This window comes from Dyella thailandensis, from assembly GCF_050749815.1.
Taxonomy (GTDB): Bacteria; Pseudomonadota; Gammaproteobacteria; order Xanthomonadales; family Rhodanobacteraceae; genus Dyella_A.
Genome location: NZ_CP192735.1, coordinates 822,268 through 845,672 on the forward strand (window position 1 = coordinate 822,268; position 23,405 = coordinate 845,672).

At 68.8% G+C, this 23,405-nt stretch carries 25 protein-coding genes, 2 tRNA genes and 1 other RNA gene; 20 read left to right on the forward strand and 8 right to left on the reverse strand.

Annotated elements, in window-relative coordinates; translation table 11 throughout:
* Positions 1 to 15: 15 nt before the first annotated feature.
* From purF to ACQVBX_RS03675, 3 genes are all read left to right on the forward strand, one after another.
* Complete coding sequence (gene purF, locus ACQVBX_RS03665; protein WP_431636559.1) at positions 16 to 1,491, forward strand: amidophosphoribosyltransferase; 1,476 nt, start codon at positions 16 to 18, stop codon at positions 1,489 to 1,491.
* A gap of 106 nt (positions 1,492 to 1,597) precedes the next feature.
* Positions 1,598 to 2,407 carry a ferritin-like domain-containing protein gene (locus ACQVBX_RS03670; protein WP_431636560.1) on the forward strand — a complete coding sequence of 270 codons (810 nt, stop codon included), beginning with the start codon at positions 1,598 to 1,600 and terminating at the stop codon, positions 2,405 to 2,407.
* Between the two features lie 127 nt (positions 2,408 to 2,534).
* On the forward strand, positions 2,535 to 2,957 hold the full coding sequence (locus ACQVBX_RS03675) for an SRPBCC family protein (protein ID WP_431636561.1): 423 nt from the start codon (positions 2,535 to 2,537) through the stop codon (positions 2,955 to 2,957).
* An 89-nt stretch (positions 2,958 to 3,046) separates the two neighbouring features.
* On the opposite strand, the gene ACQVBX_RS03680 is transcribed toward ACQVBX_RS03675, so the two are convergent.
* Positions 3,047 to 3,123: transfer RNA gene (locus tag ACQVBX_RS03680), tRNA-Pro, on the reverse strand.
* Between the two features lie 151 nt (positions 3,124 to 3,274).
* Between ACQVBX_RS03680 and hisS the strand changes: the two genes are divergently transcribed.
* From hisS to ACQVBX_RS03705, 5 genes are all read left to right on the forward strand, one after another.
* Entirely contained in the window at positions 3,275 to 4,654 is a 1,380-nt protein-coding gene (gene hisS / locus ACQVBX_RS03685; protein ID WP_431636562.1) for a histidine--tRNA ligase, read from the forward strand.
* 149 nt (positions 4,655 to 4,803) lie between these two features.
* The gene (locus ACQVBX_RS03690; protein ID WP_431636563.1) at positions 4,804 to 5,112 is read left to right on the forward strand and encodes a GIY-YIG nuclease family protein; all 309 of its coding nucleotides are present in this window, start codon (positions 4,804 to 4,806) and stop codon (positions 5,110 to 5,112) included.
* Between the two features lie 71 nt (positions 5,113 to 5,183).
* The gene (locus ACQVBX_RS03695) at positions 5,184 to 7,079 is read left to right on the forward strand and encodes an HAL/PAL/TAL family ammonia-lyase (protein ID WP_431636564.1); all 1,896 of its coding nucleotides are present in this window, start codon (positions 5,184 to 5,186) and stop codon (positions 7,077 to 7,079) included.
* Between the two features lie 69 nt (positions 7,080 to 7,148).
* On the forward strand, positions 7,149 to 7,547 hold the full coding sequence (locus ACQVBX_RS03700; RefSeq protein WP_431636565.1) for a DUF6165 family protein: 399 nt from the start codon (positions 7,149 to 7,151) through the stop codon (positions 7,545 to 7,547).
* 111 nt (positions 7,548 to 7,658) lie between these two features.
* Positions 7,659 to 8,387 (forward strand): sulfite exporter TauE/SafE family protein, encoded by a 729-nt coding sequence (locus ACQVBX_RS03705; protein ID WP_431636566.1) that lies wholly within the window; start codon positions 7,659 to 7,661, stop codon positions 8,385 to 8,387.
* A gap of 31 nt (positions 8,388 to 8,418) precedes the next feature.
* Here the strand turns inward: ACQVBX_RS03705 and ACQVBX_RS03710 are convergent, their stop codons facing one another.
* Entirely contained in the window at positions 8,419 to 9,459 is a 1,041-nt protein-coding gene (locus ACQVBX_RS03710) for a glycosyltransferase family 9 protein (RefSeq protein WP_431638102.1), read from the reverse strand.
* Positions 9,460 to 9,484: 25 nt separating this feature from the next.
* Between ACQVBX_RS03710 and ACQVBX_RS03715 the strand changes: the two genes are divergently transcribed.
* From ACQVBX_RS03715 to ACQVBX_RS03755, 9 genes are all read left to right on the forward strand, one after another.
* Positions 9,485 to 10,249 carry a 3-deoxy-D-manno-octulosonic acid kinase gene (locus ACQVBX_RS03715; RefSeq protein ID WP_431636567.1) on the forward strand — a complete coding sequence of 255 codons (765 nt, stop codon included), beginning with the start codon at positions 9,485 to 9,487 and terminating at the stop codon, positions 10,247 to 10,249.
* The gene (locus tag ACQVBX_RS03720) at positions 10,246 to 11,004 is read left to right on the forward strand and encodes an MBL fold metallo-hydrolase (RefSeq protein ID WP_431636568.1); all 759 of its coding nucleotides are present in this window, start codon (positions 10,246 to 10,248) and stop codon (positions 11,002 to 11,004) included. The genes ACQVBX_RS03715 and ACQVBX_RS03720 overlap by 4 nt, the downstream gene beginning before the upstream one ends.
* 139 nt (positions 11,005 to 11,143) lie before the next feature.
* Positions 11,144 to 11,236, forward strand: a tRNA-Ser gene (locus tag ACQVBX_RS03725).
* A gap of 57 nt (positions 11,237 to 11,293) precedes the next feature.
* Positions 11,294 to 11,390, forward strand: an RNA gene (gene ffs, locus ACQVBX_RS03730) — signal recognition particle sRNA small type.
* 242 nt (positions 11,391 to 11,632) lie between these two features.
* The gene (gene dnaX / locus ACQVBX_RS03735; RefSeq protein ID WP_431636569.1) at positions 11,633 to 13,333 is read left to right on the forward strand and encodes a DNA polymerase III subunit gamma/tau; all 1,701 of its coding nucleotides are present in this window, start codon (positions 11,633 to 11,635) and stop codon (positions 13,331 to 13,333) included.
* A gap of 20 nt (positions 13,334 to 13,353) precedes the next feature.
* Entirely contained in the window at positions 13,354 to 13,677 is a 324-nt protein-coding gene (locus ACQVBX_RS03740) for a YbaB/EbfC family nucleoid-associated protein (protein WP_423255459.1), read from the forward strand.
* A gap of 95 nt (positions 13,678 to 13,772) precedes the next feature.
* On the forward strand, positions 13,773 to 14,375 hold the full coding sequence (recR, locus tag ACQVBX_RS03745) for a recombination mediator RecR (RefSeq protein WP_431636570.1): 603 nt from the start codon (positions 13,773 to 13,775) through the stop codon (positions 14,373 to 14,375).
* Positions 14,372 to 14,785: a GNAT family N-acetyltransferase gene (locus ACQVBX_RS03750; RefSeq protein ID WP_431636572.1), complete on the forward strand. Its 414-nt coding sequence runs from the start codon at positions 14,372 to 14,374 to the stop codon at positions 14,783 to 14,785. Before recR ends, ACQVBX_RS03750 begins: the two co-directional genes overlap by 4 nt.
* Positions 14,786 to 14,804: 19 nt before the next feature.
* Positions 14,805 to 15,149, forward strand: a complete 345-nt coding sequence (locus ACQVBX_RS03755) for a histidine triad nucleotide-binding protein (protein WP_431636573.1) — start codon at positions 14,805 to 14,807, stop codon at positions 15,147 to 15,149.
* A 65-nt stretch (positions 15,150 to 15,214) separates the two neighbouring features.
* Here ACQVBX_RS03755 and ACQVBX_RS03760 read toward each other — a convergent pair whose 3' ends face one another.
* From ACQVBX_RS03760 to ACQVBX_RS03775, 4 genes are read right to left on the reverse strand one after another with little or no spacing between them, the layout of a single operon-like run.
* On the reverse strand, positions 15,215 to 15,814 hold the full coding sequence (locus tag ACQVBX_RS03760) for a Slp family lipoprotein (RefSeq protein WP_431636574.1): 600 nt from the start codon (positions 15,812 to 15,814) through the stop codon (positions 15,215 to 15,217).
* Positions 15,815 to 15,858: 44 nt separating this feature from the next.
* The gene (locus ACQVBX_RS03765) at positions 15,859 to 17,835 is read right to left on the reverse strand and encodes a transglutaminase TgpA family protein (protein ID WP_431636575.1); all 1,977 of its coding nucleotides are present in this window, start codon (positions 17,833 to 17,835) and stop codon (positions 15,859 to 15,861) included.
* Positions 17,832 to 18,785 carry a DUF58 domain-containing protein gene (locus tag ACQVBX_RS03770; protein WP_431636576.1) on the reverse strand — a complete coding sequence of 318 codons (954 nt, stop codon included), beginning with the start codon at positions 18,783 to 18,785 and terminating at the stop codon, positions 17,832 to 17,834. The genes ACQVBX_RS03765 and ACQVBX_RS03770 overlap by 4 nt, the downstream gene beginning before the upstream one ends.
* Entirely contained in the window at positions 18,785 to 19,723 is a 939-nt protein-coding gene (locus tag ACQVBX_RS03775) for an AAA family ATPase (protein WP_431636577.1), read from the reverse strand. The genes ACQVBX_RS03770 and ACQVBX_RS03775 overlap by 1 nt, the downstream gene beginning before the upstream one ends.
* Positions 19,724 to 19,764: 41 nt before the next feature.
* Here ACQVBX_RS03775 and ACQVBX_RS03780 point away from each other — a divergent pair, with 41 nt between their 5' ends.
* Entirely contained in the window at positions 19,765 to 21,375 is a 1,611-nt protein-coding gene (locus ACQVBX_RS03780) for an ArnT family glycosyltransferase (protein WP_431636578.1), read from the forward strand.
* Positions 21,376 to 21,385: 10 nt separating this feature from the next.
* Here the strand turns inward: ACQVBX_RS03780 and ACQVBX_RS03785 are convergent, their stop codons facing one another.
* Entirely contained in the window at positions 21,386 to 21,967 is a 582-nt protein-coding gene (locus tag ACQVBX_RS03785; RefSeq protein ID WP_431636579.1) for a Maf family protein, read from the reverse strand.
* A complete protein-coding gene (locus tag ACQVBX_RS03790) occupies positions 21,964 to 22,410 on the reverse strand; it encodes a hypothetical protein (protein ID WP_431638103.1) in 447 nt (148 codons plus the stop codon). The genes ACQVBX_RS03785 and ACQVBX_RS03790 overlap by 4 nt, the downstream gene beginning before the upstream one ends.
* A gap of 208 nt (positions 22,411 to 22,618) precedes the next feature.
* On the opposite strand from ACQVBX_RS03790, the gene ACQVBX_RS03795 reads away from it, so the two are divergent.
* The gene (locus ACQVBX_RS03795; RefSeq protein ID WP_431638104.1) at positions 22,619 to 23,095 is read left to right on the forward strand and encodes a YceD family protein; all 477 of its coding nucleotides are present in this window, start codon (positions 22,619 to 22,621) and stop codon (positions 23,093 to 23,095) included.
* A 36-nt stretch (positions 23,096 to 23,131) separates the two neighbouring features.
* Positions 23,132 to 23,326, forward strand: coding sequence for a 50S ribosomal protein L32 (gene rpmF / locus ACQVBX_RS03800; protein ID WP_423255471.1), 195 nt, complete (start codon positions 23,132 to 23,134; stop codon positions 23,324 to 23,326).
* Positions 23,327 to 23,405 lie beyond the last annotated feature (79 nt).

Sequence of the window (23,405 nt, forward strand, 5' to 3'; positions counted from 1 at the left end):
CAGGCGTAAACCATCATGTGCGGAATCATCGGCATTGTCGGCATCACCGAGGTCGCCTCGGCGCTCTATGACGGCCTCACCGTATTGCAGCACCGCGGCCAGGACGCCGCGGGCATCGCCACCGTGGATGGATCCCGCCTGCGCCTGCACAAGGGCAACGGTCTGGTGCGCGACGTGTTCAACCAGGCCTCGATGGGGCGCCTGCGGGGGCGCATCGGTATCGGTCACTGCCGCTACCCGACCGCCGGCTCCGAGGGCGCCGACGAGGCGCAGCCGCTGTACGTGAACTCGCCCTACGGCATCGCGTTCGCGCACAACGGCAACCTGATCAACACCGAGTCGCTGCGGCGCGAGATGTTTCACGAGGACCGCCGCCACATCAACACCGAGTCCGATTCGGAGGTGCTGCTGAATGTGCTGGCGCACGAGCTGCAGATCCAGGAGCGCATGGCGCTCACGCCGGACCACATCTTCAAGGCCGTCGCCGGCGTGCATGCGCGCGCCCGCGGCGGCTACGCCTGCATTGGTCTGGTGCTGGGCTACGGCCTGGTCGCCTTCCGCGATCCGAACGGCATCCGCCCGCTGGTGCTGGGTGAGCGCATCACAGCCGAGGGGCGCGAATACGCCGTGGCCTCCGAGTCGGTTGCGCTGGACGTGCTGGGCTTCAAGCGCCTGCGCGACATCGCGCCGGGCGAGGCGGTGATCATCACCGACGACGGCCAGCTGTTCAGCCGCCACTGCGCCGAGAGCGCCACGCACGCGCCGTGCATCTTCGAGTACGTGTACCTGGCCCGCCCCGATTCGATGATCGAGGACGTGTCGGTGTACAAGGCGCGCCTGCGCATGGGCGAGAAGCTGGCGCAGAAGATCATGCGGCTGCGCCCGGACCATGGCATCGACGCGGTGATCCCGATCCCCGACACCGCCCGCACCGCCGCCAGCGCGCTGGCCGGCGCGCTCGGTGTGCCGTTCCGCGAGGGCCTGGTGAAGAACCGCTACGTGGGCCGCACCTTCATCATGCCGGGGCAGGGCGACCGCGTGAAATCGGTGCGCCGCAAGCTCAACGCGGTGGATCTGGAATTCCGCAAGAAGAACGTGCTGCTGGTGGACGACTCGATCGTGCGCGGCACCACGTCGAAGCAGATCATCCAGATGGCCCGCGATGCCGGCGCGAAAAACGTCTACTTCGCCTCCGCCGCGCCGCCGGTGCGCTACCCCAACGTTTACGGCATCGACATGCCCTCGGCCACCGAGCTGATCGCCGCCGGTCAGACCGAGAAGGAAGTGGAGGCGCAGCTGGGCGCCGACTGGCTGATCTACCAGGATCTGGAAGACCTGATCTGGGCCGTGCAGGACGGCAACGAAGACCTCAAGCACTTCGACACCTCGTGCTTCTCCGGCGAGTACGTCACCGGCCTGGAGAAGGAATACCTGCAGCAGATCGAGCTGATGCGCTCGGACGACGCCAAGGCCGCCCGCCGCACCGCCTGATCCGCCCCTTCTGTAGGAGCCCGCTCGCGGGCGATGCTTTTAGGCTTTGATGTCGATCAGAAGCGAGAAGCATCGCCCGCGAGCGGGCTCCTACATCGCGATATCCATGACTGATCTTCACGCCGCCGCCAAGCGCTGCCTCGACGCCGCCGATCCGGCCGAGAAACTGCGCCTGACCCATGCCACCTGGCAGGCGCTGCAGGTCGGCGAGCTGGCGCCCGATGCCGCCGCGCCGGCGCCGTTGCCGATCGGCGCTCCCGGTCGTCCCGCGCGCCCCGTGTTGGTCTCCGCCCGCCAGGTGCCGCAGCGCGGGCTCGGCACACCCGAGGGACGCGCGGCGCTGGTGCACGCCGTGGCGCACATCGAGTTCAACGCGATCAACCTGGCGTGGGATGCGGTGTACCGCTTCCGCGGTATGCCGGCGGACTACTACCGCGACTGGGCCAGCTGCGCGCACGACGAGGCGCGTCACTTCGCCCTGCTCAGCGAACGCCTGGCCGAGCTCGGCCACGCCTACGGCGACTTCGACGCACACAACGGCCTGTGGGAAATGGCCGAGAAAACCGCCCATCGCGACACCGCGCGCATGGCACTGGTGCCACGCGTGCTGGAGGCGCGCGGGCTGGATGTGACGCCGGGCATGATCGAGCGGCTCACCGGCGCGGGCGACCTGCGCACGGTGGACATCCTTCAGGTGATCCTGCGCGAGGAAGTGGCCCACGTCGCCGCTGGCACACGCTGGTTCCACTGGTGCTGCGCGCGCGACGGCATCGATCCGCGCACCACCTTCATCGACCTGCTGCGCACTCACATGGGCGCCAGCCTACGTGGCCCGTTCAACCGGCCGGCCCGCCTCGCGGCGGGCTTCGACGAGGCGGAAATGGATCAGCTGACCCTGCTCGCCGCCAGCGGTTGAGCCCGCTGCGGCCGCTGCGCTGCAGCTTTTGTCTGCGCGGCGGGCCGGTTAGGTTCGAAGACCCACCATCGTTCTGCCCTCGTATCGCGCGACCCCGGCGGACGATGCCACTCCATGGAGGATTCCCATGCTCAGTGTGTCTGAATCAGTCGACCTGCAAGCGCCCGCCGATGCCGTCTGGAAGACGCTCGGCGATTTCGGCGGGGCGCAGCGCTATCTCGATGTGGTGAAACGCTGCGAGCTCGTACACCACGACGGCAGCACCGAGCGGGTGCTGCACCTGAAGGGCGGCGGCAGCGCGCGCGAGCGGCTGGTGTTGTCCAGCGACGACGATCGCGCGCTGCGCTACACGATGGTGGAGTCCCCGCTGCCGGTGGCCGACTACGTCAGTACAGTGCGGGTCGATCCGCTGGGCCCGCAACGCTGCCGGGTGACCTGGGCGGCCACGTTCGATGCCCATGGCGGCAGCGACGAGGAGGCGCGCGAGGCGGTCTCGGGTATCTACCGCGTGGGCCTGGAGGGCCTGCGCCAGCTGCACGCAGCCGGTTGATCCCGGGTTCCGCGCCAACCCAATCGAAGTGGCTCAGGGAGCGAGGAAACAAAAAAGCCGGCACGGGGCCGGCTTTTTCGTCGAATTTTTGGTCGGGGAGACAGGATTCGAACCTGCGACTTCTACGTCCCGAACGTAGCGCTCTACCAGGCTGAGCTACACCCCGTGGGAGCCGCGCATTCTAGCGATGACGTTCGACCTTGGCAACAGGGGCAGGGTGTCGCGAGCGCCCAAGGGGCGAGGAGGCGCGCCGGCCATCTGCTAATCTTGCGGGCTGCCGTTTCACGGCCATCCGTCACCGCAAAGCAGAGGATTCCATGGCGCTTACCCCGGCCCGCACCATGCCCGGCGTGCTCGAGCTGCTGCCGCTCGACCAGATCGCGTTCCAGCGCATGCTCGACGTGATCCGCCGCAACTACGAGCGCTTCGGCTTCCTGCCGATCGAGACGCCGGTGATCGAATACTCCGACGTGCTGCTGACCAAGAGCGGCGGCGAGACCGAGCGCCAGGTGTACTTCGTGCAGTCCACCGGCTCGCTCGGCAAACCGGACGAGGGCGTTCCCGAGCTGGCGCTTCGCTTCGACCTCACCGTGCCGCTCGCCCGCTACGTGGCCGAGCACGAGCGCGATCTGAGCTTCCCGTTCCGCCGCTACCAGATGCAGCGCGTGTACCGCGGCGAGCGCGCCCAGCGCGGCCGCTTCCGCGAGTTCTACCAGTGCGACATCGACGTGATCGGCAAGGACAGCCTGTCGATCCGCTACGACGCCGAGGTGCCGGCGGTGATCTACAGCGTATTCCGCGAGCTGAACGTGGGCGCGTTCACCATCCAGATGAACAACCGCAAGCTGATGCGTGGCTACTTCGAAAAGCTCGGCATCACCGACGCCGAGCAGCAGATGCTGGTGCTGCGCGAGGTGGACAAGCTGGACAAGCGCGGCGCCGACTACGTGCGCGACACGCTCACCGGCGAGGCGTTCGGCCTGAGTGCCGAGGTGGCCAACCAGATTCTCGCCTTCGTGCAGGTGCGCTCCACCTCGCTCAAGGATGCGCTGGACAAGCTCGATGCGCTGGGTGAAGGCCCCGAGGCGATGGAGCAGGGCCGCGCCGAGCTGAAGGAGGTGCTGGGCCTGATCCACGCCTTCGGCGTGCCGGAGACGCACTACGCGCTCAACCTCTCGATCGCCCGCGGTCTGGACTACTACACCGGCACCGTCTACGAGACCACGCTCAACGACCACCCGCAGATCGGCTCGGTCTGTTCCGGCGGCCGCTACGAAAATCTGGCCGGCCAGTACACCAAGTCGCACCTGCCCGGCGTGGGCATCTCGATCGGCCTCACCCGCCTGTACTGGCAGCTGCGCGACGCCGGCCTGATCAACACCGCGCATAGCACGGTGGACGTGCTGGTGACGCAGATGGATGAGGCCCAGCTGCCGGCCTACCTCGCGGTGGCCAACGAGCTGCGCAACGCCGGCATCGCCACCGAGGTGGTGCTGGAAGCGGGCAAGCTCGGCAAGCAGTTCAAGTACGCCGACCGCGCCGGCATCCGCTTCGTGCTGGTACTGGGCGAGGACGAGCTGGCCAAGGGCGTGGTGACGGTGAAGGACCTGCGCCGCGAGGACCAGTTCGAGGTGGCACGCGGTGAATTGATCAAGACCCTTCGGGTGGAGCTGGAGCAGGCGGCGGTGATGGGTTAACACCGTAATCTCTCATCGCCGTCATTCCCGCGAAAGCGGGAATCCAATATCGCCTTTGGCGGGACGAGCAAGATGGGTTCCCGCTTTTGCGGGAATGACGCCGAGGGGGCGTGGGAGTCGCCGCAGTACCTAGGGAAAAATCAGCGAACATGGAGACACGGATGCCTCCCAGACGACCCGCCGTCTACATCATGGCCAGCGCTGAGCGCGGCACCCTGTACATCGGCGTGACCGGCGACTTGAAACGTCGAGTCTGGGAGCACCGTGATGGCATCGTCGAAGGGTTCACCCAACGCTACGGCCTAAAGCGATTGGTCTGGTTCGAACATCATGCTGACTTTCCGGCTGCGATTGCCCGAGAAAAGCAGCTCAAGAAGTGGAATCGTGCCTGGAAGCTGGAACTGATCGAGACCACCAACCCGGCATGGCGCGACCGGTGGGTCGATCTGCTGGACTGAGAAAACAGCACATTCGCAACGAACAACGCCCGCCTGGGCAAAGCGCATCAAACGACACCCCGGAGTCTTTCGTGAGCCATACCATCACCCTGGACGGCAGCAGCCTCACCCGCAAGCAGCTGGTCGCCGTTGCCCGCGGCGGCGCATCTGTGGAGCTGGACCCAAACCAGCTCGCGCGCGTGCAGCGCGCGGCAGACTTCCTCGCCGAGAAGGTGAGCTGCGGCGAGCCGACCTACGGGGTCACCACGGGCTTCGGCTCCAACGCCGACAAGCTGCTCGGCGCCCACCGCCTGCGCGACGAGCTGCCGGGCGGCAACCCGCACCAGCCCGAAGGCACGCTGCTGGACGAGCTGCAGCACAACCTGATCATCACCCATGCCGTATGCGTGGGTAAGCCGTTCGCCGAGGACGTGGTGCGGGCGATGCTGGTGATCCGCATCAACACGTTGATGCGCGGTCATTCCGGCATCCGCGTATCCACGCTGGAGGCGCTCACCGCCATGCTCAACGTCGGCATCGTGCCCGTGGTGCCGGAGAAGGGCTCGGTCGGCGCCAGCGGCGATCTGGCGCCGCTGTCGCATCTGGCGATCGTGCTGCTGGGCGGCGGCGAGGCGTTCTACCAGGGCGAGCGCATGGCCGGCGCCGAGGCGCTGAAGCGCGCCGGGCTGGAGCCGATCCGGCTGTCGTTCAAGGAAGGCCTGGCGCTGAATAACGGCACCGCGCAGATGCTCGCCACCGGCGCGCTGGCGCTGGATACGCTGGAGCGCCTGCTCGATACCGCCGACCTCGCCGCGGCGATGACCTTGGACGCTTTCGCCGGTCGCAGCGGCGCACTGCGCGAGGAGGTGCATGCGCTGCGCCCGCATCCGGGTCAGGTCGATACCGCCGCACGCGTGCGCGATCTGCTGGAAGGCTCGACTCTGGTCGACATTCCGTACCACCTGGTGCCGCGCTTCCGGCAGTGGGCCGCCGATGCGTGGAGCACGCCGGAGGACCAGGCGCTCAGCTTCGACATCGGCTGGGAGTGGGTGCCGGCGAACCAGCGTCATGGGCGCGAGGCGTTCTACAACCGCTTCCTGCCGTTCAAGGGCGGCAAGAAGCACCAGCCGCAGGACGCCTACAGCCTGCGCTGCATGCCGCAGGTGCACGGCGCGGTGCGTGACGCCTGGGCGCAGGCCTGCCGCGTGTTCGACATCGAGCTGAACGCGGTCACCGACAACCCGCTGATCTTCCCGGACAACGAGGCGGCGCAGTTCATCGAGGAGCAGGTGATCTCCGCCGGCCACTTCCACGGCATGCCGCTGGCGCTGGCGATGAGCTACGTGAAGGCGGCGATCCCGGTGCTGGCGTCGATCTCCGAGCGTCGCCTCGCCAAGCTGGTCGACCCGGCCACCAATGACGGCCTGCCGGCCTTCCTCACCGGCAACGAGGACGCCACCGATTCGGGCTTCATGATCGTGCAATACACCGCCGCGGCGCTGGTCAACGACCTCGCCACGCGTGCGCATCCGGCCAGCGTGTACTCGGTGCCGACCAGCGCCAACGCCGAAGACCACGTGTCGATGGGTGCCAACGAAGCACGCCACGTGCTGGACATGTGCGAAGACCTCGGCCATGTGCTGGCGCTGGAGCTGTACACCGCTGCGCAGGCGCTGGATTACCGCCAGGAAATGCTCAACGCCGCCCGCCGCCTGGCCGCCCGCGGCGACTGGCGTGCGCTGGCCGCCAAGATCACCAACGCGCCGCGCGAGGACAGCCCGCATCACGCGCAGTTCGTCGAGGAAGTGAAGGCGTTGACCGCCGCGCTGGCCGAGGTGGGTGACTACCACGCCGGCGCCGCCGTACGCCGCGCGCACGAGCGCCTGCGCCAGCACATCGGCTTCATGCATCGCGATCGCGCGATGGACGGCGACGTGCGCACGGTGTGCGAGCTGATCGCCCGTGGCGCGGTGCTGGACGCGGCCTGAGTGCCGGACGCTATCCTTTTTCCTGATCACCCGGCGCGCCAAGCGCGTCCCCTGTTGCCGGAGTTCCCGATGAGCCTGATCCAGACCCCCGTTTCCTTCGGCGAGCTGATCGACAAGATCACCATCCTGGAGATCAAGTCGCAGCAGATCCGCGACGAAGTCAAGCTGGCCAACGTGCGCACCGAGCTGGACCTGCTCAGCGCCACCTGGGCTGCCCATCCGGCCTCGCGCACCGACATCGCCGACGAGCGCGCCCGCCTGCTGACGGTGAACCAGGCGCTGTGGGACATCGAGGACCACATCCGCCTGAAGGAAAAGGCCCAGGCCTTCGACGCCGAGTTCATCGAGCTGGCCCGCGCGGTGTACTTCCGCAACGACGAGCGCGCCGCGGTGAAGCGCGAGATCAACCTCAAGCTCGGCTCGCAGCTGGTGGAAGAGAAGTCCTACCAGGACTATCGCGCGTCGTAGCTCGTCCGAGGTTTTCGGAAGGAGTCGGGCGCGGCTCTGCAAGTGCCGGCGGTGGACTCCCGGTGCATTGCTGCTGCTGACATGCTCGCTCTTTTTTAAGGGGCGAGTGGGTTGGACCTGTATGCGGTAGTGCTGGCGGTGGGATTTTTCGCCGGTTGCGTCGGTGGCGTCATCGGAACGGGGGCGTCGGCCATTTTGCTGCCGGTACTCGCGTGGGCATTCGGGCCCATGCAGGCCGTGCCGCTGATGGTAATCGCGGCGGTGATGGCTAATCTCGCCCGCGTCGGCCTGTGGTGGCGCGATGTGAGTTGGCGCGCGGTCGTGTTGTATAGCCTGCCTGGAGTGCCCGCGGCGATGTTGGGAGCTCGCACGCTCTTGCGCCTTCCTGCGCGCCATCTAGAGTTGTGCCTGGGGATTTTCTTTTTGCTGCTGATCCCACTGCGTCACCGGCTAGCGGGTGCTTACGCGAAGATCAATGATTGGCAATTGGCACTGGCCGGTGGGGGCATCGGCTACCTCACCGGCTTGCTGTTTGCCACCGGGCCTCTCAGCGTGACGGCTTTCGCGGCGTACGGTCTCGTCAACGGGGCATTCCTGGCGACCGAGTCGGCCAGCGCCTTGGCGTTCTACGTAGCAAAGGCAGGCGTGTTTGGGGGGGCGGGGGTGCTGCCGGTCGCGGTGTTGCTTAAAGGCTGCCTAGTCGGTTCGTCGCTGATGGCGGGCACGGCGCTTGGTAAGCGCATTGTCCTGGGCATGAGTCCGGCGCGATTCCGGTACGCGATGGATGTGGTCCTACTGTGGGGCGGGGTGTCTTTCATGATTGGCGCGGTCCGAGCGTGAGACCGCGCCTGCGGGCGCCGATGCGCAGCACTCAGAGACCGCGGTCGGTTGCAAACGCCTCGAAACGCTCGACCACGTCGTCCACCGTGATCAGGTCCATTACGCCGGGTTTCTCGATCTTCGCGCCCCAGGCCAATGCGCTGGCGGGCTTGCCGAGAAACTGGCGTGCAGCATCGTCGTAGCGGTTCACGCACCAGCGGCGATCGGAGTAGGGGCCGGAGCGGTCCGGGTTGCTGGCCGCGTGCAGGCCGAGCACTTTGGCGCCCACCGCATTGGCCATGTGCATCGGGCCGGAGTCTGGCGTGAGCAGCAGATGCGCACGAGCGAACATCGCCAGCGCGCGCTTGAGCGTGTCCTTGCCGGTGAGGTCCAGCGGCGCGTGCCGGCAGGCGGAGAGCACCGCATCGGCCATCGTGCGCTCGAGCGCGGACGGGCCGCCGACCAGCGCCACGCGCCAGCCTTTGTCCATGGCGTGGTCGATCACCGCCGCGTAGCGTTCGGCGCGCCAGTTACGCAGCGCGTGGCTGGATGTGGGGCTGACCAGCAGGGTGGGGCGTTCGCCGGGCAATTGCTCCTCGGCCCATGCGCGGTCGGCATCGGGGATGGGGATGTCCCAGCGCACCTCGGTCTGCTTCAGGCCCAGCGGTTCGCAGAAACTGCCGATGGCGTCCAGCACGTGCTCGCCGGTCCGTGCGGGGATGCGCTCGTTGACCACCAGGCTGTGCAGGTCTTTCGAGCGGGCGCGGTCGTAGCCGATGCGCCGCTCGGCGCGGATGCCCAGGCTGAGCAGGTTGGAGCGCAGCGCCACCTGCATCTGCAGCAGGGCGTCGAAGCGCTCGCCCTTCAATTCCGCGTGCACGGCACGGATGCCGGCACGCCCGGCGGATTTGTCGAAGGTGATGAAGCGCACGCCCGGCAGGTCGCCGACCAGCCGGCGCTCCAGCTTGCCCACGATCCAGGTCAGCGCCGTGGCCGGCAGCGCGTGCTGGAGGGTGCGCACCAGGGGCACGACGTGGGTCACGTCACCGATGGCGGATGTACGCAGCAGGCAGATCGAGGCGGGAGCGGACATCGGCATGGGATAGAATCGGCGGGTCATGAATGCAGACAGCGCGCCAGACATGCCGGGCACGATCGTGCGGGAACAGCTCCGCCGGAATGCGGAAGGCGTGATTCTGTTCGACCCCGGGGTATCGCCACAAGTCGACCACGACTGGTTCGATCCGGATCACTGGCGTCGCCACGGCGTGCTGCAGGCGCAGCCGGGCGGACGCGGGGGCGTGGCGGTGATCGACACACCGGCCGGCGAATGCGTGCTGCGTCACTACCGGCGCGGTGGAGCGGTGGCTGTGCTGATGGGTGATCGCTACCTGTGGACCGGCGCCTCGCATACGCGCTGTTTCGCCGAGTTCCGCCTGTTGCAGGCGCTGTGCCGCCTCGAGCTGCCGGTGCCCGAGCCGGTGGCGGTGCGCTATCGACGGCGCGGCCTGTGGTACAGCGCCGATCTGATCACCCGCCGAATTGCGCGCGCCGAGACGCTGGCCGAGCGCATGACCGTAGCCGGCATCGGCACCGAACTGGCCGAGGAGGTGGGTGCGCTGGTGGCCCGCTTCCACCGCGAGGGCGTGTGGCACGCCGATCTCAACGCACACAACATCCTGATCGCCTCGGCCGGTCTGTACCTGATCGATTTCGACCGTGGTCGCTTCCGCGCGCCGGCGGACGGCTGGCGACTGGCCAACCTGCAGCGCCTGCGCCGCTCGCTGATCAAGCTCGGCGCGGCCGAGGGGCGCGAGGCGGCGTTTGACAGCGGCGTGTGGGCATCGGTGCTGCGCGGCTACGAGCGGACCTTCAGCGCATGAGCTGGACGCTGCATTTTCTCGGCACCGGGGCGGCGCATGCGGTGGAGCTGGGGTCGTCCGCGGCGGTGGTCGAGCGCGACGGCGAGCCGCTGCTGCTGATCGACTGCGGGCCCGACACGCTCGATCGCTACGCGGCTACCTACGCCGGCGTGCCGAACGCGCTGTACATCACGCACACCCACATGGATCACGTGGCGGGGCTGGAGCGGCTGTTCTTCAAGCTGTGGTTTGATCCGGCTCGACGCGGCCGCGTGAGGATCTTCCTGCATGCCGAACTGCTGCCCTGGCTGCAAATGCGCGTGGCCGACTACCCCGGTGCGCTGGCCGAGGGTGGCGCCAATTTCTGGGAGGCGTTCCAGCTGGTGCCGTGCACGCGCGGGTTCTGGCTGGACGGCCTCTGGTTCGACGTGTTCGGCACGCGCCATCACCGGCCGGGCACGTCCTTCGGCCTGGCACTGCGCGGCAGCTTCGTCTACACCGGCGACACCCGGCCGATTCCGGAGATGCTTGCGGTGTATGCGGTGGGCGACGCGCGCGTCGCCCACGACTGTGGGTTGGTGGGCAATCCCTCGCACACCGGCATCGACGACATCGAGCGTGAATACGACGCCGCGTTGCGCGCCAGGTTGGTGCTGTACCACTACGGCAGTGCGGCCGATGGCGAGGCGCTGGAGTCCCGCGGCTATACCGTGGCGCGGGCCGGCGATCGCCTCGCGCTCGCCACCCCGCCGGTCGCCCGTGCCGACGCCGGCTGAACGCCATCCCGCTTGTCTCGCCCCGGCCCTGCCGCTATCCTTCCGCCTCTTTGCCGGGTCAACCCGACCGGCGCGCACGACGGACCATTGGCCCTGACTGCGTTGCGACGCTGCAGGATGCGCGTCGGAGGTGTTTTGCGGAGAGATGTCCGAGTGGTTGAAGGAGCACGCCTGGAAAGTGTGTATACGGCTTATCCCCGTATCGAGGGTTCGAATCCCTCTCTCTCCGCCAGTTTTTGAAAGTCTGCGTTGGCCGCCTGGCCATCGCGCTGAACGTCTATGGTGGCCCCGTCGGTCCCCCCGCGACGATAGTCCGCAAACCCCGCCAGGTCCGGAAGGAAGCAACGGTAGTGGATGATTCGGGTGCCGGGGTGTGGCTGGCGGGGCTGCCGCCTTTTCGGCCCCCGTTTCGTGGTGCCGAGGCGCTCCGTATCCCGATGGCGTGACCACCGCGGCGGCTGACTTGCCGGCGCCGACTTGGCACAATCGGGACTCGCCCCAAGATCTGTCGGCCTCCGCACGACGCACCACGATCCGTGGCGCCGTCTACGGCGGGCGCCGACACCGCGGCAGGCGAGCGGCCCGCATCCGCGGGCGGCGCATGAACGTCACGAGCAGGCTTTAACGCATGTCCTATCAGGTCCTCGCGCGCAAGTGGCGCCCCCGCAAGTTCGCCGAGCTGGTAGGCCAGGAGCACGTGGTGCGCGCGCTGACCAACGCGCTCGACACCGGCCGCATGCATCACGCGTATCTCTTCACCGGCACGCGCGGCGTGGGCAAGACGACCATCGCGCGCATTTTCGCCAAGTCGCTCAACTGCGAGCGCGGCGAGTCGGCCGATCCGTGCGGCGAGTGTTCGGTCTGCACGGCGGTGGACGCGGGGCGCTTTGTCGACCTGCTGGAGATCGACGCGGCCAGCAACACCGGCGTGGACGACGTGCGCGAGGTGATCGAGAACGCGCAGTACGCGCCCTCGCGCGGCCGCTTCAAGGTGTATCTGGTGGACGAGGTGCACATGCTGTCCAAGCCGGCGTTCAATGCGCTGCTGAAGACGCTGGAAGAACCGCCGCCGCACGTGAAGTTCCTGCTCGCCACCACCGATCCACAGAAGCTGCCGGTGACGGTGCTGTCGCGCTGCCTGAAGTTCAATCTCAAGCGCCTGCTGCCGGAGCAGATCTCCGGGCAGATGCGGCACATCCTTGCCGCCGAGAACATCGCCTACGAAGACGCGGCCATCGTGGAACTCGCCCGCGGCGCCGACGGTTCGCTGCGCGACGGCCTGTCGCTGCTCGACCAGGCGATTGCCTACGGCGGCGGCGCGCTCAAGGCCGACGACGTGCGCGCCATGCTCGGCAGCGTGGCGCGCGGCCAGGTGCTGGGCCTGCTGCAGGCGCTGGCGGCCGGGCGGGGCGAGGCGCTGATGCTCGAATGCGCGCGCATCGCTTCCTACTCGCCCGACTTCGGCGGCGTGCTCGACGACATCGCCGCCGTGCTTCATCGCATCCAGCTGATGCAGCTGGTGCCGGGTTATCAGCCCGAGTCCGGCGACGATAGCGCCGCTGCGGAACTGGCCGAGCTGGCGAGCCAGTTCGCGCCCGAAGACGTGCAGCTGTACTACCAGATTGCCACCACCGGCCGGCGCGACCTCACGCTCGCTCCGGATGCGCGTACCGGCTTCGAGATGGCGGTGCTGCGCATGCTGGCGTTCCGTCCGGGCGAGGCGGCGGATGCCGCCGCGGCGCCGTCGCGTTCGGTGCCGGCGCGCGCAGCGCCGGTGACGGCATCGGTATCCAGCGTGGTGCGGCCGCCGATGGAGCGCCCGAATCCGGCGCCGTCGCCGGCCGTGGCCGCCGATCGCGCCGTCGCCAGCGCGCCGGCACCGTCCTCGGCGCAGGCAGTAGCACCCGCGCCGGCACGCGGTACGGTGCCGGTCGACGCCCGCGGGCTGCCGGACTGGGCAGCTTTGATCGACCACGCCGGCCTGCGTGGACCGCTCGGCCAGCTCGCGCAGAACGCGGCGCTGCGCGAACGCGACGGCCAGACGCTGACCTTGGTGCTGCAGGAATCGCACATGCATCTGGCGGTCGAGCCGATGGTCAGTCAGATGGAAGAACAGATCGGACGGGCGCTCGGCGAGCGCATCCGCCTGCGCTTCGTCAGCGACGCCAGCGCGGCCAGCCACACGCCGGCGGCACGAGCGGCCGAGGCGCGCGATGCCGCGCAGGCGCGCGCGGAACAGTCCATCGAGGAAGATCCCCTGGTGCAGGCGCTGAAGCGCGACTTCGGCGCCCGCGTCGTACCGCAATCCATCAAGCCCGTGTCGGGCTGAGCACACATCGGAGTACACCCATGAGAGGACAGATCGGCCAGCTCATGCAGCAGGCCCAGCGCATGCAGGAAGACATGAAGCGCGCGCAGGAGGAACTGGCGCGGATGGAAGTCACCGGCAGCGCCGGCGGCGGCCTAGTGACGGTGGTGATGACCGGTGCGCACGAAGTGCGCCGCGTGCAGATCGACCGCCAGCTGTTTGCCGACGATCCGGAGATGGCCGAGGACCTGGTGGCGGCGGCGATGAACGACGCGGTCAACAAGGTGGCGGCCGCAAGCAAGGATCGCCTGGGCGGTGTTACTGCCGGGATGAACCTGCCGCCGGGCTTCAAGATGCCGTTTTGAGAGCATGAGTGTGAGGAGTAGGCGCAGGCAGCGGCCCGCGATCCTTCGCTTTTCTCCCGCTGCTTGCTTCTCTTATCTCGCTACCCGAATCCCCCATGTCATCCGCATCCCCCCTGCTTGCCGAACTCATCGACGCGCTGCGCTGCCTGCCCGGCGTGGGCGCCAAGAGTGCGCAGCGCATGGCATTTCATCTGCTCGAGCGCGAGCGCGAACGCGGCCTGAAGTTGGCCGGCGCGCTGGAGCAGGCGATGCAGCGCATCGGCAACTGCAGCCGCTGCCGCAATTTCAGCGAAGACCCGGTGTGCCCGCTGTGCTCCAGCACCAGCCGCGACCGCCACGTGCTGTGCGTGGTGGAATCGCCGACGGATCTTGCCGCGGTCGAACAGGCCACCGGTTATCGCGGACAATATTTTGTGCTGCTTGGCCGGCTCTCGCCGCTGGACGGCCTTGGCCCGCGTGAACTCGGCCTGCACCTGCTGACCGAGCGGCTGGCCGAGGGCGAGGTGGAGGAGCTGATCATCGCCACCAGCCCCACGGTGGAGGGCGAGGCCACCTCGCACTATCTCGCCCAGCTCGCCCGTGCCGGCGGCGTGCGCGCGACCCGGCTGGCGCACGGCGTGCCGTTGGGCGGTGAACTGGAGTACGTCGACCGCGGCACGCTGGCGCACGCCTTCGGCAGCCGACAGGCGCTGGAATGAAACCGGTGCCGCCGGAGCTGTCGCTGGCGATTCCCGGCGATGACGAATACCTCGCCCTGCGCAGCGCCGCCGGCCTCAGCACCATGTCACCTGCCGGTGCGCGACTGGGCTTGCCGGCCAGCTGGTGCTCGGTGTGTCTGCGCGATGACGGCGAGCTGGTCGGCATGGGGCGCGTGGTCGGCGATGGCGGGCTGTTCTTGTTCGTGGTCGATATTGCCGTGGCGCCCGCGTGGCAGGGCCAGGGGCTGGGCCGGCGCATCATGCAGGCCTTGATGGACGAGGTGCATGCGCGGGCGCCGGCGCGCACCATGGTCGGGCTGATCGCCGATGGCACGGCGTACCGCCTGTATGAAAAATTCGGCTTCAGGCTGGTGGCGCCGGGGGCGCACGGCATGTTGCTGCGGCTTTGAACGAACGGGGAGTCACGCCATGGGCGACACCATTTTCGGCAAGATCATCCGGCGCGAAATTCCCGCCGACATCGTCTACGAGGACGACGACGTGCTCGCCTTCCGCGACCTCAATCCGCAGGCGCCGGTGCACGTGCTGTTTATCCCGAAGAAGCCGATCGCCACGCTCAACGACGCCGCGCCCGAGGACGCGGCCCTGCTCGGCAAGGTGCTGCTGGCCGCCGCGAATTACGCCAAGCATGAGGGCTTCGCGGAGGACGGCTACCGCACCGTCGTCAACTGCAACACCCACGGCGGGCAGACCGTCTACCACCTGCACGTGCACTTGCTGGCGGGCCGCAAACTGACCTGGCCGCCGGGCTGACGGGCGCGCGACAGGCCCACAAAAAAACGCCGGCTTGAAGCCGGCGTTTTGCGTTGCTGGGTTGGTTACTGCTTCGGCGGCGGCGGGGGCGGAACCGGGCGCGGCACCACGATGATGCGCGGCTGGCGCCAGTACGGGTCGCCCCAGTAGCCGGGCCCCCACGGACCCCAGCCCGGGCCCCAGAACGGGTCGTAGAAGCCTGGCGGATAGTTCACCACGGCAGGGCGGCGCGGCCACAGGTAGACCACGTCGGCTTCCACGCGCGGGTAGGCGTAATCGAAGTCGCCCACCTTCTGCGACACGATGCCGTGCAGCGTGCCGGTAACGGTCAGCTCGCGGCCGCGGGTAAACACTTCCGGATCGTAGAAGCCGGCGCGGCAGGCCACGAAGCGACCCTGCTGCTTGTCATCGTCGCTGCGCGCGGAGCGCGGGCGCGCTTGCGCGTCGAGCGGACGCGACAGCAGGTAGAAGCAGGTTTCCTGCGGGCCCGGTTCAGTCTTGATGATCTCGCCGCCCCAGCGGACGCGGGTGCCGCCGGCACCGCCCTGCTGGGCACTGCTCGTGGAGATATCGGTGTAGGTGCCTTCCAGCGGCTTGGGCACCGTGGCGCATGCGGCGAGCAAGGCGACGGCCGAAGCCAGCGTGATCGATCGGTAGACAGACATGGGTTTCTCCAGCTCAGGACGATGGCCTCGCCATCGCGTCAGTGTCATTGGACCACGCGCGACGGGTGAAAATCCCGCGTGGCGCGTTGAAAGGCCCGCAGCGATTCACGCGCCGGTTCGCTGCCGCCGTAACGCAACTGCAGGTACTGCTCCATCAACTGCTGCAACGCGTCGCGCTGGCCCGGCAGGGCGCGCGCGGCGCGGCGCAGATAGTGCTGCGGTCCTTCGCCGCGTCGACGCACCACGCCGGCCTTGCCCAGCTTGCGCTCCAGCCGCCGCAGCGCGGCCAACGCCGGGTCGATGCGTACGCGTCGCGCCATCGCCCAGGCCAGTCCGATCGAGGCGAACAGCACGCTGCCCAGCACCAGCAGCAGGGTCAGCATCTGCGTGTCGGTCTCCTGTACGCCGAACGGCGTGAGCAGGCCGCGTTGGCGCAGCGCATCGAAACCGATAACGCCCTTGTCCCACCAGCGGTTGACGATGTCCCAGCGGTTGCGCAGCCCTTGCAGCCAGGCGTCCTGGTACCAGGGCCGGCTGCCGCCGTCGGCTGCGGCCGCGGCGCCCAGATTGACCCGCTCCGGCCGCACGGCGGCGGTGGGATCTGCGCGCACCCAACCGCGCCCGGCGATCCACACCTCGCTCCAGGCGTGCGCGTCGGACTGGCGCACCAGCAGGTAGTTGCCGAGCTTGTTCCAGAAGCCACCCTGGTAGCCGGTGACCACGCGCGCCGGAACGCCGGCCGCGCGCATCAGCACGGTGAAAGCCGAGGCGTAGTACTCGCAGTAGCCCTCGCGGGTGGAGAACAGGAAATCGTCCATGGCGTCGCGGCCCAGCGGCGCGGGCGCCAGCGTGTAGCTGAAGCCACCGTTGTGGAACATGTCGAGTGCCGCCCGCACGATCGCGGCCGAGTCGTCGCCGTAGCGCGTGCGCCATTCCCGGCCCAGCGCCAGCGTGCGGGGGTTGAAGCCCCGTGGCAGCTGCAGCGCGGCCAGTCGCCCGCGATCCAGCGTGGGCTGCAGCCGATAGTGCAGGGCCGAGGTGAGGTGGTAGGTGAGCGTGTCGTTCACCGGCTGCGCGCGCATCAGCATCCGCTCGCGCCGCAGCTCGGCGCCGTCAACGCTCTGCAGTGGCACGTCGAGCGCGGGCAGCACGCGCTGGCCGGTGGGCAGCAAGGTCACCGTGTAACCCACGCGATCGGTCGGCTCGATCGGGTCGGCCGGTCGGTTGGCGACGTCTGCGGCGTGCCAGCTGGCGCCGTCGTAGTTCCACATCACGTAGGCGCGGAAATACAGCGAGGTGCGTGGCGGTCGGGGGCCGTCGAAGGCGACGCGCATGGCCGGGCTGTCGTCGATCAGCAGCTCGGTCATCGCGCCGGGCGACATCTCGTCGCTCAGGCCCGTGCGCGCGTCCTCCTTCTGCGGCGCGCCCCACAGCGGCGAGCTCAGCCGCGGCACCAGCGCGAAGGCGAACAGGGTCAGCGGCAGCGAGGCGGCCAGCAGCACCAGACCGGGCAGCAACTGGCGCGGCAGGCTCGCCGGCCGTTGCGCCGGTTCCAGCGCGCGCAGCGCGGCGAACACCGGCAGCAGGCCGATCGCTACGCCCACGGTGACCAGCAGGCTCTGGTCGAACAGCAGGGCTGCCATCAACGCGAAGCAGGCGAACGCGATGCCGACGCGCGCGTCCCTGGATGTCTCGCATTCCAGCAGCTTCAGCACCAGCAGACCCACCGCCAGCGCCGAGCCGGGGGCGCGGCCGAACACCGTGCCGTAGGTGCTCACGATGGCCAGGGTGAGCAGGGCGATCAGCGGCAGCTTGAGCCATGCCGGCGCCTTGCCCGGCGTGCGCCGACGCTGCCACCAGCGCAGCGCCAGCACGCCGCCGAGGCCGAGCGTGAGCCACCACGGCAGATGCGGTGCGTGCAGCGCCAGTACGCCGAGGATGGCGAGTACGGTGAAATCGAAGGCGCGCCCGCCCAGCGGCGCGGCTGCGGATCGCGTGCGCAGGCGATCGAGCCAGCTCACGGCAGCAGCGCCAGGGCGCTCATGCAGCGCGCGTAGTGGTCGGCGCCGCTGCCCGGCGCGATCTCCTGCGTGGGCAGCCACAGGCTGTACCGTCGTCGCTGGGCGTGAGCCTCGCCGACCCAGCGCGCGAGCCGGGCGATGCGCGACTCGCTGTCCAGATGGCCCAGCTCGCGCCAGTCCAGTCGCCACTCCTCATGCGATTGCGGCTGCTCGAAATCCTTCACCAGCAGGCCTTCGTGGCGGGCGCTGGCTTTCCAGGCGACGTGGCGCTGCGGATCGCCCACGCGGTAGTCGCGCAGGGCGGCAAGGTCGTCACCGCGATGCAGGCGGCGGCGGGCCGGATCTTCGTCCGGCGCCCGCGGGGCCGGGCCGCGCGCTTCTGGTCGCGGCCACACCAGTACCGATTGCTCCGGATACAGCCAGCTCCAGGCGCGAAACATGCCCAGCGGCCAGGTGCTCCACACGCGCAGGCGTGGCAGCGGTTGCCAGCCGCGGAACTCGGTGGCGATGGCGAAGGCCACCTCGGCCTCGCCATGCGCCTCGATGATGAAGGCCTGGGTGGCGTCTTCCAGATCCACCCGCACCGACTCGCGCGGGCGCGCCGCACGGAAGACCAGGTGCAGGTCGATCGGCTGGCCGGCGATCGCATGGCCGGCGCGGATATGCGCCAGGGTCACGCCGTCGAGCACACGAAAGGCCAGCAGCATCGAACTCATGGCTGCCGCGCCGAGTAGGCAGGTGAGCAGCAGGGCGGCGTTGTTGGTGTAGTTGAGCGAGCCGACCAGCATCACCAGCAGCAGCGCGCCAAAGCCCAGTCCGAAGCCGGTCGGCACGATGTAAATGCGCCGGCGATGCAATTCGATCGGCAGCGGCTCGGGGCGACGGTAGCGGGTCAGCGCCGGCAGGCGTCGTTCGGCCCAGCGCTGCAGGGCTTGCAGCGTTGCGGGCATCAGTCCACCGCCACCTCGGCGAGCAGTTCGCGCGCCAGCGCATCGCCGCTGCTGCCGCGACTGGGCACGAGTCGGTGGCCGGCGAGCGGCACGAACAGCGCCTGCAGATCTTCCGGCAGCACGTGGTTGCGGCCGCTGAGCAGCGCCCAGCTGCGTGCCGCGGCCAGCAGCGAGAGGCCGGCCCGCGGCGACAGCCCCACGCGGATCTCGGTGTGCCGGCGGCTCGCCGCGAGCAGTGCCTGCAGATAGTCGAGCAGCGCCTGGCTGGTGGCGACGGCCTGCGCGCGCTGCTGCAGTTCGAGCAGGCCGGTGCCGTCGAGTTGCGGCTGCAGCTGGGCCAGTAAGCCGCGGCGGTCGCTGCCGGTGAGCAGGGCGCGCTCGGCGCCGGCATCGGGATAGCCCAGCGAGATGCGCAGCATGAAGCGGTCCAGCTGCGAGTCGGGCAGGGCGAAGGTGCCGTTGAGGTCGAGCGGGTTCTGCGTGGCCACCACGTAGAACGGCACCGGCAGCGCGTGCGTCTGGCCGTCCACGGTGACCTGGCCTTCGGCCATTGCCTCGAGCAGCGCGCTCTGCGTCTTCGGCGTGGCGCGGTTGATCTCGTCGGCGAGCAGCAGGCCGGCGAAGATCGGGCCGGGATGGAAGCGGAACTGCGCCGTCTCGCGCTCGTATACGCTCACCCCGATAATGTCCGACGGCAACAGGTCGCTGGTGAACTGCACGCGCTGGAAGTCGAGCGAGAAGGTGGCGGCCAGCGCATGCGCCAGCGTCGTCTTGCCCACCCCGGGCACGTCTTCGAGCAGCAGGTGACCGCCGGCGATCAGGCAGGCGAAGGCGAGCTTCACTTGGCGCGGCTTGCCCAGCAGTACCTGGTTGACCTGGGCCAGCGCGGCATCGAGCCGGCGCAGCAGGGGATCATCGCGGAGTGGAGTGGCGGACATGTGGTTAGGCAGTTCCCTGGCGGCGCACCGGAGCGCGATGCATGCGTGACCAATCCAGTGTAGTCGCGCCCGTCGCGCGCTGGCGAGCCGCTTTCGTGATGGCGTTCGTCACACAGCTGCTGGTCAAGATCGCGCTCGCCGCCACGCTCGCACCCTTCAGCGACGAGGCGTTCTACTGGCAGGAGAGCCGGCACCTCGCCTGGGGCTACAGCGATCTGCCGCCGCTCACGGCGTGGCTGATCCGTCTCGGCGAAACCGCTGCGGGCCATGGGCTCCTCGGCATGCGCTGGCCGTTCCTGCTGCTGGGCGCGGCGCTGCCCTGGATCGTGGTGCGGTTTGCGCGCGAGGCGCTCGATGCGCGCGTGGGCTGGCAGGCGGGCTTGCTCTGCCTGGCGCTGCCGCTGGCCGGGACGCTCGGCGTGCTGGCGCTGCCGGACGTGCCGCTGACGGTGGCGATCATGCTCGCCGTGCTGGCGCTGCAGCGCGTGGCCGCGACGGACCGCCGACGTGATTGGCTACTCCTGGGTGTCGCACTCGCGTTCGCCTGGCTCACGCATTACCGCGCGGCGATGCCGATGCTGGTGGGGCTGGGCTTCCTGGCATTCGCGCCGCGTGGTCGCGCGCTGTGGCGACGTGGCGGCCTGTGGCTGGCGCTGGCGGTGGCGTCGCTGGGACTGATCCCGCTGCTGGTGTCCAACTGGCAGCAACGCGGCGCCGGCGTCGCCTTCCAGCTGGTCGACCGCAACCCGTGGCAGTTCCACACCAGTGCGTTGGTGCAACCGCTGGAGCAGGCGCTGGCCTGCACGCCGGTGCTGTACGCCTTGCTGCTGTGGGCGGCGTGGCTGGCATGGCGACGCCGCCGTGCGGGTGCGCCGTGGGATGTCATCGCCTTCGTCGCGGTGGGCTTTCTCGGGCTTTATTTCGTGCTCGGCCTGTTTGCCGATGACCTGCGCTTTCGCGCGCACTGGCCGCTGCCGGGCTATCTGCCCCTGCTCGCCGTGCTGCCGGCCTTGCTGTGGACGGACCGCGCGATGCGCGGTGCTCGCCGCTGCTTGATGCTGGGGCTGGGCGTGGCGGTGCTGGGCCAGGCACTGGGACTGGCTTATCTCGCGCTGGCGGCGACGCCGGGCGGGGCGACGCGCCTGGCGGGATGGAAAGCGTTCCCGTACGCCTTTGTCGGCTGGCGTGAGGCCGCACTGCAGGTGGACATGGCGCATCCTGGAGACACGGCGGTGGTGGCGGACAACTTCGCGCTTGCCGCCGAACTGGATTTCGCGCTCGGCGGCACGCGGCCGATCTACAGCCTCGACAGTCCGTTGAACATCAAGCATGGTCGCGCGCCGCAGCTGGCGATCTGGCATCGCGACGAGGCTGGCCTGCGCGCCGCGCATGCGGGCCAGCCGATGCTGCTGGTGGTGGAGGAGACCGCGCAGAGCGAGCGCGGGCGGCTGGCCTGGCAGGGCACCCTGTGCCGGCGTATCAATGCGCCGCGAGCCGCGGGACGGCTGGATCTCTACGACGGCCGCAAGCGCTTCGCGTTCTATCGCGGGCAGGTGCCGGCGGCGGCGCCTTCCGCGGCACCGGCTTCGTCGGCCGAACGTGAGACCTGTCCGCTCTGGCGCGCCGCGCATGCGGCCGATACGGCGCGCTGATCGAACCTGCTCAGGGCACCGCGTGTCCGGCGGCTCGCAGCAGTCGCGCCAGGGCGATCAGCGGCAGGCCGATCAGCGCGCTGGGATCGGCGGTCTCGATACGTTCGAACAGGCTGATGCCCAGTGCCTCGCATTTGAAGCTGCCGGCACAGTCCAGCGGTTGCTCGCGCGTTACGTAGCGGTCGATTTCGCTCTCGCCGAGCTCGCGGAACACCGCGCGGGTGAGGTCGACGTGGGTGTGCCGCTCGCCCGTGCGGGCGTCGAACACGCACAGCGCCGTGTGGAAATGCACCGTGCGCCCGCTGCTGGCACGCAGTTGTTCGCGCGCGCGCTCGGCGGTGCCGGGCTTGTCGAGCACCTGGCCGCCCAGCTCGGCGACTTGGTCCGAGCCGATCACCAGCGCCTGCGGATGGGTTTGCGCCACCGCCTCGGCCTTGGCGACGGCCAGCCGCAGGGCGCGCGCCGCGGGTGCCTCATCGGGCAGCGCCGCTTCATCGACGCCCGGCGCGGCTTGGGTGAATTCCTCCAGTAGGCGATGCAGCAGCTCGGCCCGATAGCGCGAGGAGGAGCCCAGTACGACCGGAGCGGTCATGCGCCGGGGCCACGGTGGATGTGATCGCGCATCGCGTTGTCCAGGTCGTGCTGGGCCTGGTTGAGTGCGCTCAGCAGGGGTTTGAGGCGGCCGCGCGTGTCGCGCATCGACTGCGCGGTAGCATCGAGCTCCTGCTGGCTGGCCCAGGCGGAACAGTCGCGGATCCACAGGCGCTGCTGCAGCAGGGCGCGCAGACCGGCATCGATCGCCTGGCGCGCGTCCTTTTCGCTGGCCTGCGGCGCGTCCGGGTTGACCGACATCACGGCGTGCGCCTGCTGCAGGCCGCTGCGGCAGGTCTTGAGGTCGGCTTCGAGCCGGTCGGCCAGGTCCAACAGGGTCTGCAGGCTGGCATTGCGCTTCCACTCGCGCTTGCGCTGGTTGAGCAGCACGGCGACCAGCACGACCAGCAGCCCGAACAGGACTGCGCCGCCGGCTATCATCATCTGGGGAGTCACGAGGCTTCGATCGCCTGAAATCGTCGGGCCGCCAGTCTGCCGCAAGCGGGGCAAGGCAGGCAAAGCGCGGCTTCCGGGGCGTCCTAGCGCCAGCCACGGCCGCGCGGACCGCTGCATTGTTGACTTGGCGCGGGCGCAAACCCATAATTTCGCGATTATGTCCGTGACACTGCCAGAGTCCGTGGACGCTTGGCGCATGGTCTCGGCGCGGCGTTCCTTCGTTGGAACGCTTCCTGTGGCCTCGATGCCCCGCTTGTGCGGGATGCTGGCAGGCAGCAACGGGGAGGTCGACTTCGAGCTGGAGTTTGGCCGCGACGAGCTGGGCATGGCGTATCTCGATGTTCGCGCCGAAGCGCCGTTGACCGTGACCTGTCAGCGCTCGCTGGAGCCGTTCGTGCTGCCGGTGGCGTTGCACAGCCGGCTCGGCCTGATCCGGTCGGAGCGCGAGGAGTCCGGGCTGTCGCCCGACTGCGAGCCGCTGCTGGTGGACGACGACGGCAAGCTGGCGCTCGCCGATGTCATCGAGGACGAACTGTTGTTGGCGTTGCCGCTGGTGCCGATCAATCCGGACAGCGCCTTGCCGGAAGAAGTGACAAGCCCGCCGACGGACGACAGTGCCGACGAGGGACGTACCGATAACCCGTTCGCGGTGTTGCGCGAACTCAAGAAATAACCCGCTCGAAACAAGCGATTACGTTGGAGATCCGCCATGGCCGTTGCCAAGAGCCGCAAGACCCCGTCCACCCGCGGCATGCGTCGTTCGCACGACAAGCTGAAGACCGTGCAGCTGTCGACCGACCCGACCAGCGGTGAGGTGCACCTGCGCCATCACGTGACCGCCGACGGTTACTACCGCGGCAAGAAGGTCATCGACACCGCCGTGGCGGCCGTCGAAGAGGATTGATCGGTCCCTTACGGGATTCCGGTGGCAAGCGGCGCGGCAACGCGCCGTTTTGCTTTTGTGCACAGGCGAACGTACTTTG